The organism is Dryocola boscaweniae, from assembly GCF_025215095.1.
Taxonomy (GTDB): domain Bacteria; phylum Pseudomonadota; class Gammaproteobacteria; order Enterobacterales; family Enterobacteriaceae; genus Dryocola; species Dryocola boscaweniae.
In genome coordinates this window covers 12,623-27,265 of sequence record NZ_JALHAP010000069.1, presented here as the reverse complement: position 1 = coordinate 27,265, position 14,643 = coordinate 12,623, and the positions used below count along the sequence as shown (strand labels likewise).

The window sequence follows — 14,643 nt, the reverse complement described above, 5'->3', positions numbered from 1 at the left end:
TTATGAAAGGCCGTTTGCTGGATGCCATACCGTTAAGCACGCTTGCCGGAGTGGGCGCCAGCCAGAGCGGCAAACTGGCCAAAATTGGCCTGCACACTATCCAGGATTTGCTGCTTCATCTCCCGCTGCGTTATGAAGATCGCACCCACCTTTACCCTATTAACGATCTCCAGCCCGGCATTTACGCCACGGTGGAAGGGGAAGTGCTGAACTGCAATATCAGTTTTGGTCGTCGCCGCATGATGACCTGTCAGATCACCGACGGCACCGGCATTTTGACGATGCGCTTTTTCAACTTCAATGCGGCAATGAAAAACAGCCTTGCAACGGGTAAGCGTGTGCTCGCTTATGGCGAGGCCAAACGCGGTCAGCACGGTGCGGAGATGATTCACCCTGAATACCGCGTACAGGGCGATCTCAGCGCGCCGGCGCTGCAGGAGACGCTAACGCCGGTCTATCCAACCACCGAAGGTATTCGTCAGGCCACGCTGCGTAAACTGACCGATCAGGCGCTTGAACTGCTCGATACCTGCGCCATTAACGAATTGTTACCGCCAGAATTAAATCAGGGACTGATGAGCCTGCCGGAAGCGTTGCGCACGCTGCATCGTCCGCCTCCTGATATGCAACTGGCGGATCTGGAAGCAGGTAAACATCCCGCCCAGCGGCGCTTAATCCTTGAAGAATTACTGGCCCATAATCTGAGTATGCTTGCGTTACGCGCGGGCGCTCAGCGTTATCATGCGCTGCCATTAGTTAATCATGATGAACTGAAAAACCGCCTGCTCGCTGCTTTGCCATTTAAGCCAACCGGCGCGCAAGAGCGAGTCGTCGCGGAAATCGAACGTGATATGGCGCTGGACGTGCCGATGATGCGTCTGGTGCAGGGCGATGTAGGTTCTGGTAAGACACTTGTTGCCGCGCTCGCAGCTCTTCGAGCCATTGCGCACGGCAAGCAGGTTGGCCTGATGGCCCCTACAGAATTGCTCGCTGAACAGCACGCTAATAATTTCCGTCAGTGGTTTGCGCCTCTGGGCATTGAGGTTGGTTGGCTGGCCGGGAAGCAAAAAGGTAAAGCGCGCATTGCGCAGCAGGAAGCCATTGCCAGCGGCCAGGTGTCGATGGTTGTCGGCACTCATGCCATCTTCCAGGAGCAGGTGCAGTTTGCCGGGCTGGCGCTGGTTATTATTGATGAACAACATCGCTTTGGCGTTCATCAGCGGCTGGCGCTGTGGGAAAAAGGGCAAATTCAGGGCTTCCATCCGCACCAGCTCATCATGACTGCCACGCCCATTCCCCGCACGCTCGCAATGACCGCTTACGCAGATCTGGATACGTCAGTTATCGACGAGCTTCCGCCGGGCCGCACGCCTGTCACTACCGTTGCTATCGCAGATACGCGCCGTAACGAGATTATCGAACGGGTACGTAGCGCCTGCACCACGGAAAAACGTCAGGCTTACTGGGTTTGTACGCTAATTGAAGAGTCGGAATTACTGGAAGCACAGGCGGCGGAAGTCACCTGGGAAGAGCTCAAAACGGCCCTGCCCGATCTCAACGTCGGGTTAGTGCACGGACGCATGAAGCCGCAGGAGAAACAGGCGGTGATGCAGGCATTTAAAGAGGGCAATATCCATCTGCTGATAGCTACGACGGTTATTGAAGTCGGCGTGGATGTGCCCAATGCCAGCCTGATGATTATCGAAAATCCGGAACGTCTGGGGCTTGCACAACTCCACCAGCTACGCGGCCGCGTTGGCCGCGGCGCAGTCGCCTCTCATTGCGTGCTGCTTTATAAATCACCGCTTTCTAAAACGGCTCAGTTGCGTTTGCAGGTCCTGCGAGACAGCAACGATGGTTTTGTGATTGCGCAAAAGGATCTGGAAATTCGTGGGCCGGGAGAATTACTCGGCACTCGCCAGACGGGAAGCGCCGAGTTTAAAGTAGCGGACTTACTGCGCGATCAGGCGATGATTCCGGAAGTACAGCGGCTTGCCCGCCATATTCACGAACACTATCCGGAGCAGGCAACCGCGCTGATTGAACGCTGGATGCCTGAAACGGAACGCTACTCGAACGCCTGATCACCCGAACATCGGCAGCATCAAATACACCTTAATCACCACCGCGTTCACAATATCGATAAAGAACGCGCCCACCATCGGCACCACCAGGAATGCCATATGCGACGGGCCAAAACGCTCGGTAATGGCCTGCATATTAGCGATAGCCGTGGGCGTCGCGCCAAGGCCAAAACCACAATGCCCGGCAGCCAGCACCGCTGCGTCGTAATTTTTACCCATTAAACGGTAAGTTACAAAAATCGCATACAGCGCCATAAAGAGGGTTTGCACCGTTAAAATCGCCAGCATCGGTAGCGCAAGGGAAGCCAGCTCCCAAAGCTTCAGGCTCATTAGCGCCATGGCGAGAAACAAAGAAAGGCAAACGTTGCCCAGCACCGAAACCGCTCGCTCAAAGACGCGATAAAAGCCCAGCAAGGCCAGGGCGTTGCTGAGGATTACGCCGACAAACAGTACGCATACAAAGGTCGGCAACTCAAAGGCCGTCCCCTGAATAAGCTGCGCCGCAAGTTTCCCGGCGGTAAGGCAGATGGCAATCATGGCGATGGTTTCGATAAGCACCAGGGAGGTAATCACTCGCCCTACTTCAGGCTTTTCGAAGGCCGTTGGAATTTCGCTGTCCTCAGGCGTTCCTTCCGGCGTAGAAGAATGTTTAACCAGGTAACGTGCAACCGGGCCACCAATCAAACCACCCAGAACCAGGCCGAACGTTGCGCACGCCATCGCAACTTCCGTGGCATTCTGGAAACCGTAGCGCTCGGTAAATAATTTACTCCAGGCCGCGCCCGTACCGTGGCCGCCAGATAAAGTAATTGATCCCGCCAGCAGTCCCATTAATGGATCCATACCTAACAGGCTCGCCATGCCGATGCCGATGGCGTTTTGCATAACCAGCAGGCCAACCACCACAAACAGGAAAATGCCGACCACCTTGCCGCCCGCACGCAGACTGGCAATATTGGCATTCAGGCCGATCGTGGCGAAGAAAGCGAGCATCAGCGGGTCTTTGAGGCCCATATCAAAATCAATTTCCCAGCCCATGCTCTTTTTCAGAACCAGCAGGGCCAGGGCAACTAATAATCCACCTGCTACCGGCTCCGGGATGGTGTACTTCTTAAGCAGCGGTACGGAGTGGACCATTTTCCTGCCCAGCAGCAATACCAACGTTGCTGCAACAAGAGTTGAAAGGGTATCGAGATGAAACATAGTGGCGCTCCTTTTGCGCACCGTTCATTTGTGCGCATTATTTATCCTTCGCTGTTAATTCAGTTGTTAGAAAAATCAGCATCTGGATTTTAACCAAAAAGCAGCCAGTCGTTATATGAAAACGTCGTTATATGAGTTTTAAATATTGATTCCGTTGCTGTGCAATCGTTTGCTTTTACCCTTCAGTTCGTTAAAATTACCGCTTTTCCACCAAGGGAATTCCTGAGATGTCTGTAAATGCTGTTGAGTCAGAAAATGCGCAATCGATTGCATCGACTCGCCCCAGTGAATTGATTTACCGCCTCGAAGACAGACCGCCGCTTCCGCAAACCCTTTTCGCTGCCTGTCAGCACCTGCTGGCGATGTTTGTCGCGGTTATCACGCCGGCATTATTGATTTGCCAGGCGCTGGGGTTGCCGGCATCTGACACACAGCACATTATCAGCATGTCGCTGTTCGCCTCCGGCGTCGCTTCTATTATTCAAATCAAAGCCTGGGGCCCGGTAGGTTCAGGATTGCTGTCGATTCAGGGCACCAGTTTCAACTTTGTCTCGCCACTTATTATGGGCGGCATGGCGTTGAAAAATGGCGGTGCAGATGTGCCGACAATGATGGCGGCGCTCTTCGGTACGCTGATGCTCGCAAGCTGCACAGAGATGGCGCTTTCCCGCGTTCTGCATCTTGCGCGCCGCATTATTACTCCGCTGGTTTCCGGCGTGGTGGTAATGATTATCGGCCTGTCGCTGATTCAGGTAGGGCTTAACTCCATCGGTGGGGGTTATGCGGCGATGAACGATCATACCTTTGGCGCGCCGAAAAACCTGCTGCTGGCCGGCGCCGTGCTGCTGGTGATTATTCTGCTCAACCGCCAGCGTAATCCCTATTTGCGCGTGGCTTCGCTGGTTATCGCGATGGCTGTGGGTTACGCCCTGGCGTGGGCGATGGATATGCTGCCGCAGACCACCGCCCCGACAAATACCGATTTGATCATGGTTCCGACGCCGCTCTATTACGGGCTGGGCATCGACTGGAATTTGCTTATCCCGCTGATGCTGGTGTTTATGGTGACGTCCCTGGAAACTATCGGAGATATTACCGCTACCTCTGATGTTTCCGAACAGCCCGTTTCCGGCCCTCTGTATATGAAGCGCCTGAAAGGTGGCGTGCTGGCGAATGGTCTGAATTCCTGCGTATCCGCTATTTTCAATACCTTCCCGAACTCCTGTTTTGGTCAAAACAACGGTGTTATTCAGCTCACCGGCGTTGCCAGCCGCTACGTCGGTTTTGTCGTCGCGCTGATGCTGATCGTGCTTGGTCTGTTCCCGGCGGTGAGTGGTTTTGTTCAGCATATTCCTGAGCCGGTTCTTGGTGGAGCAACAATCGTGATGTTCGGTACTATCGCCGCATCCGGCGTGCGCATCGTTTCACGTGAACCATTGAATCGTCGGGCGATTATGATTATCGCGCTGTCCCTGGCCGTCGGCATGGGCGTTTCTCAGCAACCGCTGATTCTGCAGTTTGCCCCTGACTGGCTGAAGACGCTACTCTCGTCCGGGATTGCTGCCGGCGGTATCACCGCGATCGTTCTGAATCTGATTTTCCCGCCTGAGAAAGATTGATGTACCTCACGCGCCGATGATTTGTTGCCATCGGCGCGTGAAACCCGCCCTGACAAACTCCTCCTTGAGCTATAACGGTAAATGGGGCATAACACCCTTACCGAAACTTCATGGGATGGAAGACAATGAAATTTCTAGGAAAGCTTATTGCAGTAATGGCGGCGATCGTTCTGGTCGTGCTGGTTGCTGCGTATATTTTGCTGCAAACTCGCTGGGGCGCAGCCCAGGTCAGCAAGTGGGTTAACGAAAATAGCGACTATCAATTTTCGTTTGAGGAGATGGATCACCGTTGGGCCTCTCCAGCTCACGTCGCGCTTAATAACGTGACATTTGGTCGAAAAGGCCAGCCAGCAACGCTCGTTGCGCAAAGCGTGGATATCGGCCTGAGCTCTCGCCAATTTTCGCAGCCGCTGCACGTTGAGACTATTTTGCTAAATAACGGCACGCTGAACCTTAGTCCGAACGCAGCGTCCTTCCCCTTCCAGGCCGACATACTGCAACTCAACGATATGGCGCTTAACAGCCCCGGAGCCGAGTGGGATTTACGTGCGCAGCGGGTGACCGGAGGCGTCAAGCCATGGCAGCCTGAAAAAGGAAAAGTGCTGGGCAGCACTGCAGATATTCAATTTAGCGCAGGTTCGCTAATGCTTAACGGCGTGCCAGCAAGTAACGTTCTGTTGCAGGGCGCAATCGATGACGATCGCGTGACGCTTTCCAACGTCGGCGCGGATATCGCTCGCGGTTCGCTCACCGGTACTGCAAATCGTAATGCCGACGGCTCATGGCAAATTGGCAGCCTGCGCCTCAACGATATTCGTTTGCAAACGGATAAATCCATCAGCGATTTCCTTGCTCCCATCACCACTATTCCGTCCCTGAAAGTAGATAGCCTGGAGATTACGGATGCGCGTCTGGAAGGAAAAGACTGGGCGGTAACAGATTTAGATCTGAGCCTGCGCAATCTGACGCTTGCTAACGGCGGATGGCAAAGCGATGACGGCAGATTATCGCTAAATGCCAGTGAGTTTATAAACGGCGTACTGCATCTTAACGACCCTATCGTAAATATTGATTTTACCCGGCAAGCCGCCGTGTTGCGCCAGTTCACCTCCCGATGGGAAAGAGGGATGATTCGCGCATCAGGACAATGGATAAGTCATGATAATCAGCTTGCTCTTGATGAAGTTGTGCTGGCCGGGCTGGAATATACGCTGCCAGAAAACTGGAAAAAGCGCTGGCTGGAGCCCGTTCCGGAGTGGCTAAACAAAGTGACGATCAAAAAGCTTTCGGCTAATCGAAATTTGATTATCGATATCGATCCGAACTTTCCGTTCCAGCTCACCGCGCTGGATGGCGCAGGAAATAATCTGGAAGTGGTGAGAGACCGCCAGTGGGGTTTGTGGGATGGCAATATCAGCCTGAATGCCGCGGCTGCAACCTTTAATCGCGTGGACGTTCGTCGCCCTTCTATTGCTCTGACGGCGAATACGAACCAGATTTCAGTCACGGAGCTGAGCGCTTTCGCCGGAAAAGGAATGCTTGAAGCGACAGGAGCTGTCTCGCAATCCCCGCAAAGAAATACGGCGATAAACCTTCGGGCCCGTTCAGTGCCGATTAATACTTTGCAGCAGTGGGGATGGCCGGTTTTGCCGCTGGAGGGAGAAGGCAATCTGCAGCTTTCCGTCACCGGTAGCCTTGCCGCCCAGACACCGTTGAAACCAACGGTAAACGGGACGCTTCAGGCCACCAGCGCAGATGGAAAACAGCTACAGCAAACGATGCAAAAAGGCGAGGTTCCCGGCGCATAGCCTGCTGAATAATCCGCAGGGCGGCTACTCTTCTTCGTTACCGCCCTCTTCCAGCGGCCCGAAAGGCTTAGCCGGCAGAACCAGATATACGCCTTCAAACACCGCGCCCATTTTGTCATCGCCGTAAAGCTCGACCTGTAACGCTACTCGAGCTTTACGCCCCCGGGCCAGACGATCGAGATCGCCGCTTAACGAACCTAAATCCGCTATCGCGCCCGGGCGTCCGGTGATTGGGCTGCTGTAACGAATGTGGGCATCCGCCAGAATAATCGTACCACCCAGGTGACGCTCACGGAGCATCAGCCAGATAAGCCCCCAGCCCGTCAGCGTTGCAAGAGAAAACAGGCTGCCCGCAAACAGCGTCTGGTGCGGATTTTGATTACCGGTTTCCGGCATGGTGGTGATGAATTTCTGCCCGGTGTACTGCAAAATGCGCACGCCCATCTTCTCGCTAAGAGGAATATGTTCGTACCAGGCTTGCTGTAGTTGTCCACACCAGTCGGCGCGATGCAGGATATCGTCCAGCGACGCCACCGGTTTAATCATCAGGAAATGCCGTACAGGCGTTGTCTGCGGAGTAGTGATTTCACCCTGATTCTCAAATCCCAGCTTGGCAAAAAACTCCACCGCGTCTTCGCGGGCGCTACATACCACGCGCTTGACGCCTTCCTGACGGGCGACGGATTCCAGCGTCATCGCCATCAGCGTGCCCAGACCTTTATCCTGTACGGAAGGATGCACCGCCATAAAGCGGATTGCCGCTTCGTTATCGGCATTAATATACAAACGCCCTATAGCAACCGGTTTACCCTCTTCATCCACCACCATCTGGTGATGAGCCATAGCATCCCAGGCGTCGCGTTCGGAGCCTTTAGGTTGATGCAGAGGTTTGCGCAACATTTCCCAGCGGAACTGGTAGTAACTTTCAAGTTCTTCTTCGGTTTGCGGTACGCGAAGGTGATACATAGCGGTACTCTCTTAGATTACGCAAGGCCGATGAACCGTGCGGGGTTTAGACCTGCAGCCAGAATGTCACCGGCCCGTCATTGATAAGCGATACCTGCATATCAGCGGCGAAACGGCCGGTTTGGGTCCCGATCCCTTGCTGTTTGCAGCGTTCGATAAAATATTCATACAGCTCTTCGGCAAGCGCTGGCGCCGCGCCGCCTGAAAAGCTCGGGCGCATGCCGCGTTCCGTATCTGCCGCAAGGGTAAATTGCGAAACCACCAGCACGCTGCCGCCGGCTTGCTGAACGTTCAGGTTCATTTTGTCATCTTCATCACTAAAGATGCGGTAACCTAACACCCGCTCGCAAAGGCGATTCGCTTTCTGCTCGTTGTCTTCTTTTTCGACACCCAATAACACCAAAAGTCCTGGGCCAATTTCACCCGTCACTTCACCCTCCACGGTGACGCGAGCCTGGGTGACGCGCTGAATCAATGCAATCATGGTTCTTCCAATTCTTCCTGCTGTGCTTCTGTACGAAGTTTGCGGTAATCACCGAGGGTGACAGTAATTTCTGCCCCGAGCAACACGATACACCAGGTCCAGTAGACCCAGACAAATAAAATCGGGATCACCGCCAGCACGCCGTAAATCAACTGATAAGAGGGAAACATGGTGATATAGAGCGCGAAACCTTTCTTGCCCAACTCAAAGAGAAGTGCAGCGACCAGCGAGCCAATCAGAGCATCGCGTACCGGTACGCGCGTGGTAGGAACGATACTGTAGAGAAGCCAGAACGAAAGCCAGGAGAGCAGAAGCGGAAAGATGCGCAGCACCTCATCAATCATGCTGTTAAAACCCGTGGCCCAGCGTAAAGACAGTAAATAGGAGCTGATAACCAGGCTCGCCCCGGCCAATAAAGGCCCAAGCGTGAGGATCATCCAGTAAACGGCAAAGGAGTATATTTTGGGGCGTGTGCGCGTGCTACGCCAGATGGTGTTGAGCGCGCTGTCTACGGCGTACATTAATAATAATGCGGTAACGATAAGCCCGCACGCGCCGACTATAGTCATCTTGCTGGAGTTTGCGACGAACTGCTCTATATAGCGCTGAATAATATCGCCCGTGGCGGGGATGAAATTCGAGAAGATAAAGTGCCGCAACTGCACGCTGACGTCTGAAAACATCGGAAAAGCGGCAAATAACGCAAACACAACGGCGACAAAAGGCACCAGCGACAGCAGCGACACATACGCAAGATTACCCGCAAGCGTCGTCATATTGTCCTGGTCAATGCGCTGCCACAGCAGCTTACCCCAGGCAATATAAGGCCTGAGGTGTTTACGGGTATGATGATGCACGTCTTTTAACATGGGTTTTTGGCAAAATAGCCAGGCACCGTTTCTTTTCCGGTCACCAGAATGCTGGTGATGCCCACCTGTTGGGCTCCTTTAATATTATCGGCGTTGTCGTCGAAAAAGATGGCCTGGTCGGCAGAAAAACTCTCTGCTTCCAGCAGCTTTTGATAAATTTCGGCGTCGGGTTTGCGCATCCCCATTTCCTGGGACAGATAGATTTTGTCTGCGGCTTCCGCGATTTGCGGATATTCGCCGGGCCAGAAATTCGTGTGCAAACGGTTAGTGTTAGAGAGTACGACAACGCGATGCCCCTGTTCACGCAACTGTTTCATCAGGGCGATGACTTCTGGACGAAGGGCAACGAACACGGCCTGCCAGCCCGCGGCGAATTGATCGAAGCTTAGCGCCATATCCATCTCCTGACACACTGCCGTGGCGAAATCTTCATCAGAGATCTGCCCGCGCTCATGACGATGGAAAGCCTCCCCCATCACAAAGCTTTTTTGCAGATTTGCCAGCGGTACCCGGCTGTAATCGCTCCAGACCCCCATTACGCGGTTGAAGTCGATATCAACGATGACGTTACCTAAATCAAAGATATACAGCATAAGCCTCTCCTTTGCGCCGTGGACAAATAACTGTAGCGGTAAAGAGATGCTTTGCCTATCGCAGCCTGATTAACTCTTCAATTCTGCGAGCGAATGTACAAAAAAAGCCCCGCCTAAACAGGCAGGGCTTCCATTTACGGCGAGAAAGAAACTTAAGCTTCTTTGCTGCCACGACCAGCGCGTTTGCGGTCGTTTTCAGTCAGGTGACGTTTACGGATACGAACGGAAAGCGGAGTCACTTCGACCAGTTCGTCATCATCGATAAACTCCAGCGCCTGCTCTAAAGTCATTTTCTGAGCTGGAACCAGCGTGGTCGCTTCGTCAGTACCGGATGCACGCATGTTGGTCAGTTTCTTACCGGTCAGGCAGTTAACAGTCAGGTCGTTAGAACGACTGTGAATACCGATGATCTGGCCTTCGTAAACTTCCGCACCGTGACCCAGGAACAGCTTGCCGCGGTCCTGCAGGCCGTACAGCGCAAACGCAACTGCTTTACCCTGGCCGTTAGAGATCAACACGCCGTTCTGACGCTGGCCCACTTCGCCCTGACGAATATCATCGTAATGGCTGAAGGTGGAATAAAGCAAACCGGTACCAGAAGTCATGGTCATGAATTCGTTACGGAAACCGATCAGACCGCGGCTTGGGATCACGTAGTCAAGACGTACGCGGCCTTTGCCGTCTGGATTCATGTTTTTCAGGTCGCCCTTACGCTCGCCAAGAGCCTGCATGACAGAACCCTGGTGCTGCTCTTCGATATCAAGCGTCACGTTTTCGAACGGTTCCTGCTTACGACCATCGATTTCGCGGAAGATTACTTTCGGGCGGGAAACCGCCAGCTCGAAGCCTTCACGACGCATGTTTTCGATAAGTACGGACAGGTGCAACTCACCACGACCGGATACACGGAACGCGTCCGCATCTTCGGTTTCTTCAACGCGCAGCGCAACGTTGTGCACCAGCTCTTTGTTCAGGCGGTCAAGGATCTGACGGGAGGTAACGAATTTACCTTCTTTACCACAGAACGGAGAGGTGTTGACATTGAAGAACATGGAAACGGTTGGTTCATCAACGGACAGCGCCGGCAGCGCTTCAACATTTTGCGTATCGCAAAGGGTGTCGGAGATGTTCAGCTCGCCCAGACCGGTAATCGCGATGATATCGCCCGCTTCGGCTTCGGTGGATTCAATACGCTCCAGACCGAGGTGAGTCAGAACCTTACCGACTTTACCGTTACGAGTTTTACCTTCGCTGTCGATGATAGTGATTTGCTGGTTAGGCTTCACTTTACCGCGCTTGATGCGACCGATGCCGATAACACCAACGTAGTTGTTGTAATCGAGCTGGGAGATTTGCATCTGGAACGGACCATCAAGGTCAACGCTTGGTGCTTTAACGTGGTCAACAATCGCCTGGTACAGCGGGGTCATGTCTTCCGCCATATCAGAGTGATCGTTACCCGCGATACCCATCAATGCGGATGCATAGATGATTGGGAAATCGAGCTGCTCGTCGCTCGCGTCGAGGTTTACGAACAGGTCGAACACCTGATCCACAACCCAGTCAGGACGCGCGCCAGGACGGTCAACTTTGTTGATAACCACGATTGGCTTCAAACCATGGGCGAATGCCTTTTTGGTTACGAAGCGCGTCTGCGGCATTGGGCCATCCATTGCATCAACGACCAGCAGAACGGAGTCTACCATGGACATTACACGTTCAACTTCACCACCGAAGTCGGCATGCCCTGGGGTATCAACGATGTTGATACGGTAGTCATTCCATTTGATAGCGGTGTTTTTAGCGAGGATGGTAATCCCACGCTCTTTCTCCAAATCGTTGGAGTCCATCACGCGTTCAGTGGTTTCAGCACGCTCGCTGAAAGTACCGGATTGCTGTAGCAGCTTATCAACCAGGGTAGTTTTACCATGGTCAACGTGCGCGATGATGGCGATGTTACGCAGATTTTCGATCACAACTTTGCCTCAGGCATTAGAAATAGCGCGTTATTGTACACGTATTAATCGAAGGACAGAACAGGATCACAAAGAACCTTTACAAACAATATAGAAAGTAAGGGATTGTGATCGCTTTCACGGAGCTAAAAAGGGAGCCATAACGTAAATTGCACCAATATGGTGCCCGTAATTCATACTGGAGCACTATATTGGTGCAAGTTATCCATCATGGTGCAGCCCTTTTGCACTATAGTGCGCATGATAACGCCTTTTTAGGGTGATTTAAAAGTTGGCACAGATTTCGCTTTAAACATTTCAGGGCGTAGAGCCACTTTTAATAGAATAGTCCCTAAATAATTCGAGCCGCAGCCAAAACCTTTGCAGCTTGAAGTACGACGGGAAAGACCTCGTTACCACGACGACAATGACCAATCCGGGAGAGTTAAGTATGTCCGCTGAACACGTTTTGACGATGCTGAATGAGCATGAAGTGAAATTTGTTGATTTGCGCTTCACTGACACCAAAGGTAAAGAACAGCACGTCACAATCCCTGCTCACCAGGTGAATGCTGAGTTCTTCGAAGAAGGCAAAATGTTTGACGGCTCCTCGATTGGTGGCTGGAAAGGTATCAACGAATCCGACATGGTTCTGATGCCAGACGCGTCTACCGCCGTCATTGATCCATTCTTCGCTGATTCTACCCTGATTATTCGTTGCGATATCCTTGAGCCAGGCACTTTACAGGGCTACGACCGCGACCCGCGTTCTATCGCTAAACGCGCTGAAGACTACCTGCGCTCTACCGGTCTTGCTGATACCGTGCTGTTCGGGCCAGAACCAGAGTTCTTCCTGTTCGACGACATCCGTTTCGGCAGCTCTATCTCCGGCTCCCACGTTGCTATTGATGATATCGAAGGCGCATGGAACACCGGCACCAAATACGAAGGCGGCAACAAAGGCCACCGTCCTGCTGTAAAAGGCGGTTACTTCCCGGTTCCACCAGTCGACTCAGCGCAGGACCTGCGTTCTGCCATGTGTCTGACCATGGAACAGATGGGCCTGGTTGTTGAAGCTCACCACCACGAAGTGGCAACGGCCGGTCAGAACGAAGTGGCTACCCGCTTCAATACCATGACCAAAAAAGCTGACGAAATTCAGATCTACAAATATGTTGTGCACAACGTTGCTCACGCTTACGGCAAAACTGCGACCTTCATGCCAAAACCAATGTTTGGCGATAACGGTTCCGGTATGCACTGCCATATGTCCCTGTCCAAGAACGGCGTAAACCTGTTCGCTGGTGACAAATACGCAGGCCTGTCTGAGCAAGCTCTGTACTACATCGGCGGCGTTATCAAACACGCTAAAGCGATCAACGCCCTGTCTAACCCGACCACCAACTCTTACAAGCGTCTGGTCCCGGGTTACGAAGCGCCTGTTATGCTGGCTTACTCTGCCCGCAACCGTTCCGCTTCTATCCGTATTCCAGTAGTTGCTTCTCCGAAAGCACGCCGTATCGAAGTTCGCTTCCCGGACCCGGCTGCTAACCCATACCTGTGCTTCGCAGCGCTGCTGATGGCTGGCCTTGATGGCATCAAGAACAAAATCCATCCGGGCGAAGCAATGGACAAAAACCTGTACGACCTGCCGCCAGAAGAAGCGAAAGAGATCCCACAGGTTGCAGGCTCTCTGGAAGAAGCACTGAACGCGCTGGATCAGGACCGTGAATTCCTGACCGCCGGCGGCGTGTTCACTGACGACGCGATCGATGCTTACATCGCTCTGCGCGTTGAAGAAAACGACCGTGTGCGCATGACGCCGCACCCGGTAGAGTTTGAGTTGTACTACAGCGTCTAATTAAGCGTTTTTTTGTTGCCGTGGAAACTTTCAGCCCATCTTCGGATGGGCTTTTTTCTCCGCAAATAACCTGACACAACAAGGTTTTTTGTTACCAGACAACTATAATGCACCAACATAGTGCATAAACTGGAGACTGCTGTATGGCAACCGGCACGCTGCCCGATGCTGGGCAGATCCTGAACTCTTTAATCAACAGCATTCTGCTCGTGGATGACGAACTGGCTGTCCACTACGCGAACCCGGCGGCGCAGCAATTGCTGGCCCAGAGTTCACGCAAGCTTTACGGTACGCCGCTGCCGGATCTGTTGAGTTACTTCTCACTTAATATTGGCTTAATGCAGGAGAGCCTTATCTCAGGCCAGGGGTTTACCGATAACGAGGTAACGCTGGTGATAGATGGCCGCTCCCATATTCTTTCTCTTACGGCGCAGCGTTTGCCGGAAGGTTTAATCCTGATGGAAATGGCGCCGATGGACAACCAGCGTCGCCTGAGTCAGGAACAGTTACAGCATGCCCAACAAATCGCCGCACGTGATTTAGTTCGCGGCCTGGCGCATGAGATCAAAAACCCTCTCGGTGGGTTACGGGGGGCGGCGCAGCTTCTTGCCAAAGCATTACCGGACCCTTCGCTGACGGAATATACCAAAGTAATTATTGAGCAGGCAGACCGTCTGCGTAACCTGGTCGACAGGCTTTTAGGGCCGCAACAGCCGGGAATGCACGTGACAGAAAGCATTCACAAAGTTACCGAGCGCGTAATGCAACTGGTGTCGATGGAGCTGCCAGAAAACGTCACGTTAGTGCGGGATTACGATCCAAGCCTGCCGGAGTTTGCTCACGACCCCGACCAAATCGAGCAGGTTTTATTAAATATCGTGCGCAATGCATTGCAGGCGCTGGGGAGCGACGGAGGTGAAATCGTCCTGCGCACCCGCACCGCTTTCCAGTTGACGCTGCACGGTATGCGCTACCGCCTGGCTGCCCGAATTGACGTCGAAGATAACGGCCCGGGAATTCCGGCAGCGCTTCAGGACACGCTGTTCTACCCGATGGTAAGCGGACGCGAAGGAGGCACCGGCCTTGGCCTGTCTATAGCGCGCAATCTTATCGATCAGCATTCGGGGAAAATAGAATTCAACAGTTGGCCGGGTCATACCGAGTTTTCCGTTTTCCTGCCTATTCGTAAGTAGAGGTTTGT

At 53.2% G+C, this 14,643-nt stretch carries 11 protein-coding genes; 5 read left to right on the top strand and 6 right to left on the bottom strand.

The window, feature by feature from the left end:
* The first annotated feature begins 2 nt into the window (after nt 1–2).
* Nucleotides 3–2,084 carry an ATP-dependent DNA helicase RecG gene (recG, locus tag MUA00_RS03060; RefSeq protein ID WP_271121696.1) on the top strand — a complete coding sequence of 694 codons (2,082 nt, stop codon included), beginning with the start codon at nt 3–5 and terminating at the stop codon, nt 2,082–2,084.
* On the opposite strand, the gene gltS is transcribed toward recG, so the two are convergent.
* Entirely contained in the window at nt 2,085–3,287 is a 1,203-nt protein-coding gene (gltS, locus tag MUA00_RS03055) for a sodium/glutamate symporter (RefSeq protein ID WP_271121697.1), read from the bottom strand.
* Between the two features lie 227 nt (nt 3,288–3,514).
* On the opposite strand from gltS, the gene MUA00_RS03050 reads away from it, so the two are divergent.
* Both MUA00_RS03050 and MUA00_RS03045 read left to right on the top strand, forming a co-directional pair.
* Nucleotides 3,515–4,906, top strand: a complete 1,392-nt coding sequence (locus tag MUA00_RS03050) for a nucleobase:cation symporter-2 family protein (protein WP_271121698.1) — start codon at nt 3,515–3,517, stop codon at nt 4,904–4,906.
* A 125-nt stretch (nt 4,907–5,031) separates the two neighbouring features.
* Nucleotides 5,032–6,714, top strand: a complete 1,683-nt coding sequence (locus MUA00_RS03045; RefSeq protein WP_271121699.1) for an AsmA family protein — start codon at nt 5,032–5,034, stop codon at nt 6,712–6,714.
* Nucleotides 6,715–6,738: 24 nt separating this feature from the next.
* Here MUA00_RS03045 and fabY read toward each other — a convergent pair whose 3' ends face one another.
* From fabY to typA, 5 genes are all read right to left on the bottom strand, one after another.
* Nucleotides 6,739–7,680 (bottom strand): fatty acid biosynthesis protein FabY, encoded by a 942-nt coding sequence (fabY, locus tag MUA00_RS03040; RefSeq protein WP_271121700.1) that lies wholly within the window; start codon nt 7,678–7,680, stop codon nt 6,739–6,741.
* 46 nt (nt 7,681–7,726) lie between these two features.
* Nucleotides 7,727–8,164, bottom strand: a complete 438-nt coding sequence (gene dtd / locus MUA00_RS03035) for a D-aminoacyl-tRNA deacylase (protein ID WP_271121701.1) — start codon at nt 8,162–8,164, stop codon at nt 7,727–7,729.
* Nucleotides 8,161–9,033, bottom strand: coding sequence for a virulence factor BrkB family protein (locus tag MUA00_RS03030; protein WP_271121702.1), 873 nt, complete (start codon nt 9,031–9,033; stop codon nt 8,161–8,163). Before MUA00_RS03030 ends, dtd begins: the two co-directional genes overlap by 4 nt.
* Nucleotides 9,027–9,626, bottom strand: coding sequence for a glucose-1-phosphatase (gene yihX / locus MUA00_RS03025; protein ID WP_271121703.1), 600 nt, complete (start codon nt 9,624–9,626; stop codon nt 9,027–9,029). The genes MUA00_RS03030 and yihX overlap by 7 nt, the downstream gene beginning before the upstream one ends.
* Nucleotides 9,627–9,778: 152 nt before the next feature.
* Nucleotides 9,779–11,602: a ribosome-dependent GTPase TypA gene (gene typA, locus MUA00_RS03020; RefSeq protein ID WP_271121704.1), complete on the bottom strand. Its 1,824-nt coding sequence runs from the start codon at nt 11,600–11,602 to the stop codon at nt 9,779–9,781.
* A gap of 430 nt (nt 11,603–12,032) precedes the next feature.
* Between typA and glnA the strand changes: the two genes are divergently transcribed.
* Entirely contained in the window at nt 12,033–13,442 is a 1,410-nt protein-coding gene (gene glnA, locus MUA00_RS03015; protein WP_271121705.1) for a glutamate--ammonia ligase, read from the top strand.
* A gap of 143 nt (nt 13,443–13,585) precedes the next feature.
* Nucleotides 13,586–14,635 (top strand): nitrogen regulation protein NR(II), encoded by a 1,050-nt coding sequence (glnL, locus tag MUA00_RS03010; protein WP_271121706.1) that lies wholly within the window; start codon nt 13,586–13,588, stop codon nt 14,633–14,635.
* Nucleotides 14,636–14,643 lie beyond the last annotated feature (8 nt).

What these genes read in the sequence shown, in the direction of transcription:
- MUA00_RS03045 (WP_271121699.1), top strand. Translation starts at nt 5,032, where the DNA reads ATGAAATTTCTAGGAAAGCTTATTGCAGTAATGGCGGCGATCGTTCTG.
- glnA (WP_271121705.1), top strand. Translation starts at nt 12,033, where the DNA reads ATGTCCGCTGAACACGTTTTGACGATGCTGAATGAGCATGAAGTGAAA.
- fabY (WP_271121700.1), bottom strand. Translation starts at nt 7,680, where the DNA reads ATGTATCACCTTCGCGTACCGCAAACCGAAGAAGAACTTGAAAGTTAC.
- recG (WP_271121696.1), top strand. Translation starts at nt 3, where the DNA reads ATGAAAGGCCGTTTGCTGGATGCCATACCGTTAAGCACGCTTGCCGGA.
- MUA00_RS03030 (WP_271121702.1), bottom strand. Translation starts at nt 9,033, where the DNA reads ATGTTAAAAGACGTGCATCATCATACCCGTAAACACCTCAGGCCTTAT.
- MUA00_RS03050 (WP_271121698.1), top strand. Translation starts at nt 3,515, where the DNA reads ATGTCTGTAAATGCTGTTGAGTCAGAAAATGCGCAATCGATTGCATCG.
- yihX (WP_271121703.1), bottom strand. Translation starts at nt 9,626, where the DNA reads ATGCTGTATATCTTTGATTTAGGTAACGTCATCGTTGATATCGACTTC.
- gltS (WP_271121697.1), bottom strand. Translation starts at nt 3,287, where the DNA reads ATGTTTCATCTCGATACCCTTTCAACTCTTGTTGCAGCAACGTTGGTA.
- dtd (WP_271121701.1), bottom strand. Translation starts at nt 8,164, where the DNA reads ATGATTGCATTGATTCAGCGCGTCACCCAGGCTCGCGTCACCGTGGAG.
- glnL (WP_271121706.1), top strand. Translation starts at nt 13,586, where the DNA reads ATGGCAACCGGCACGCTGCCCGATGCTGGGCAGATCCTGAACTCTTTA.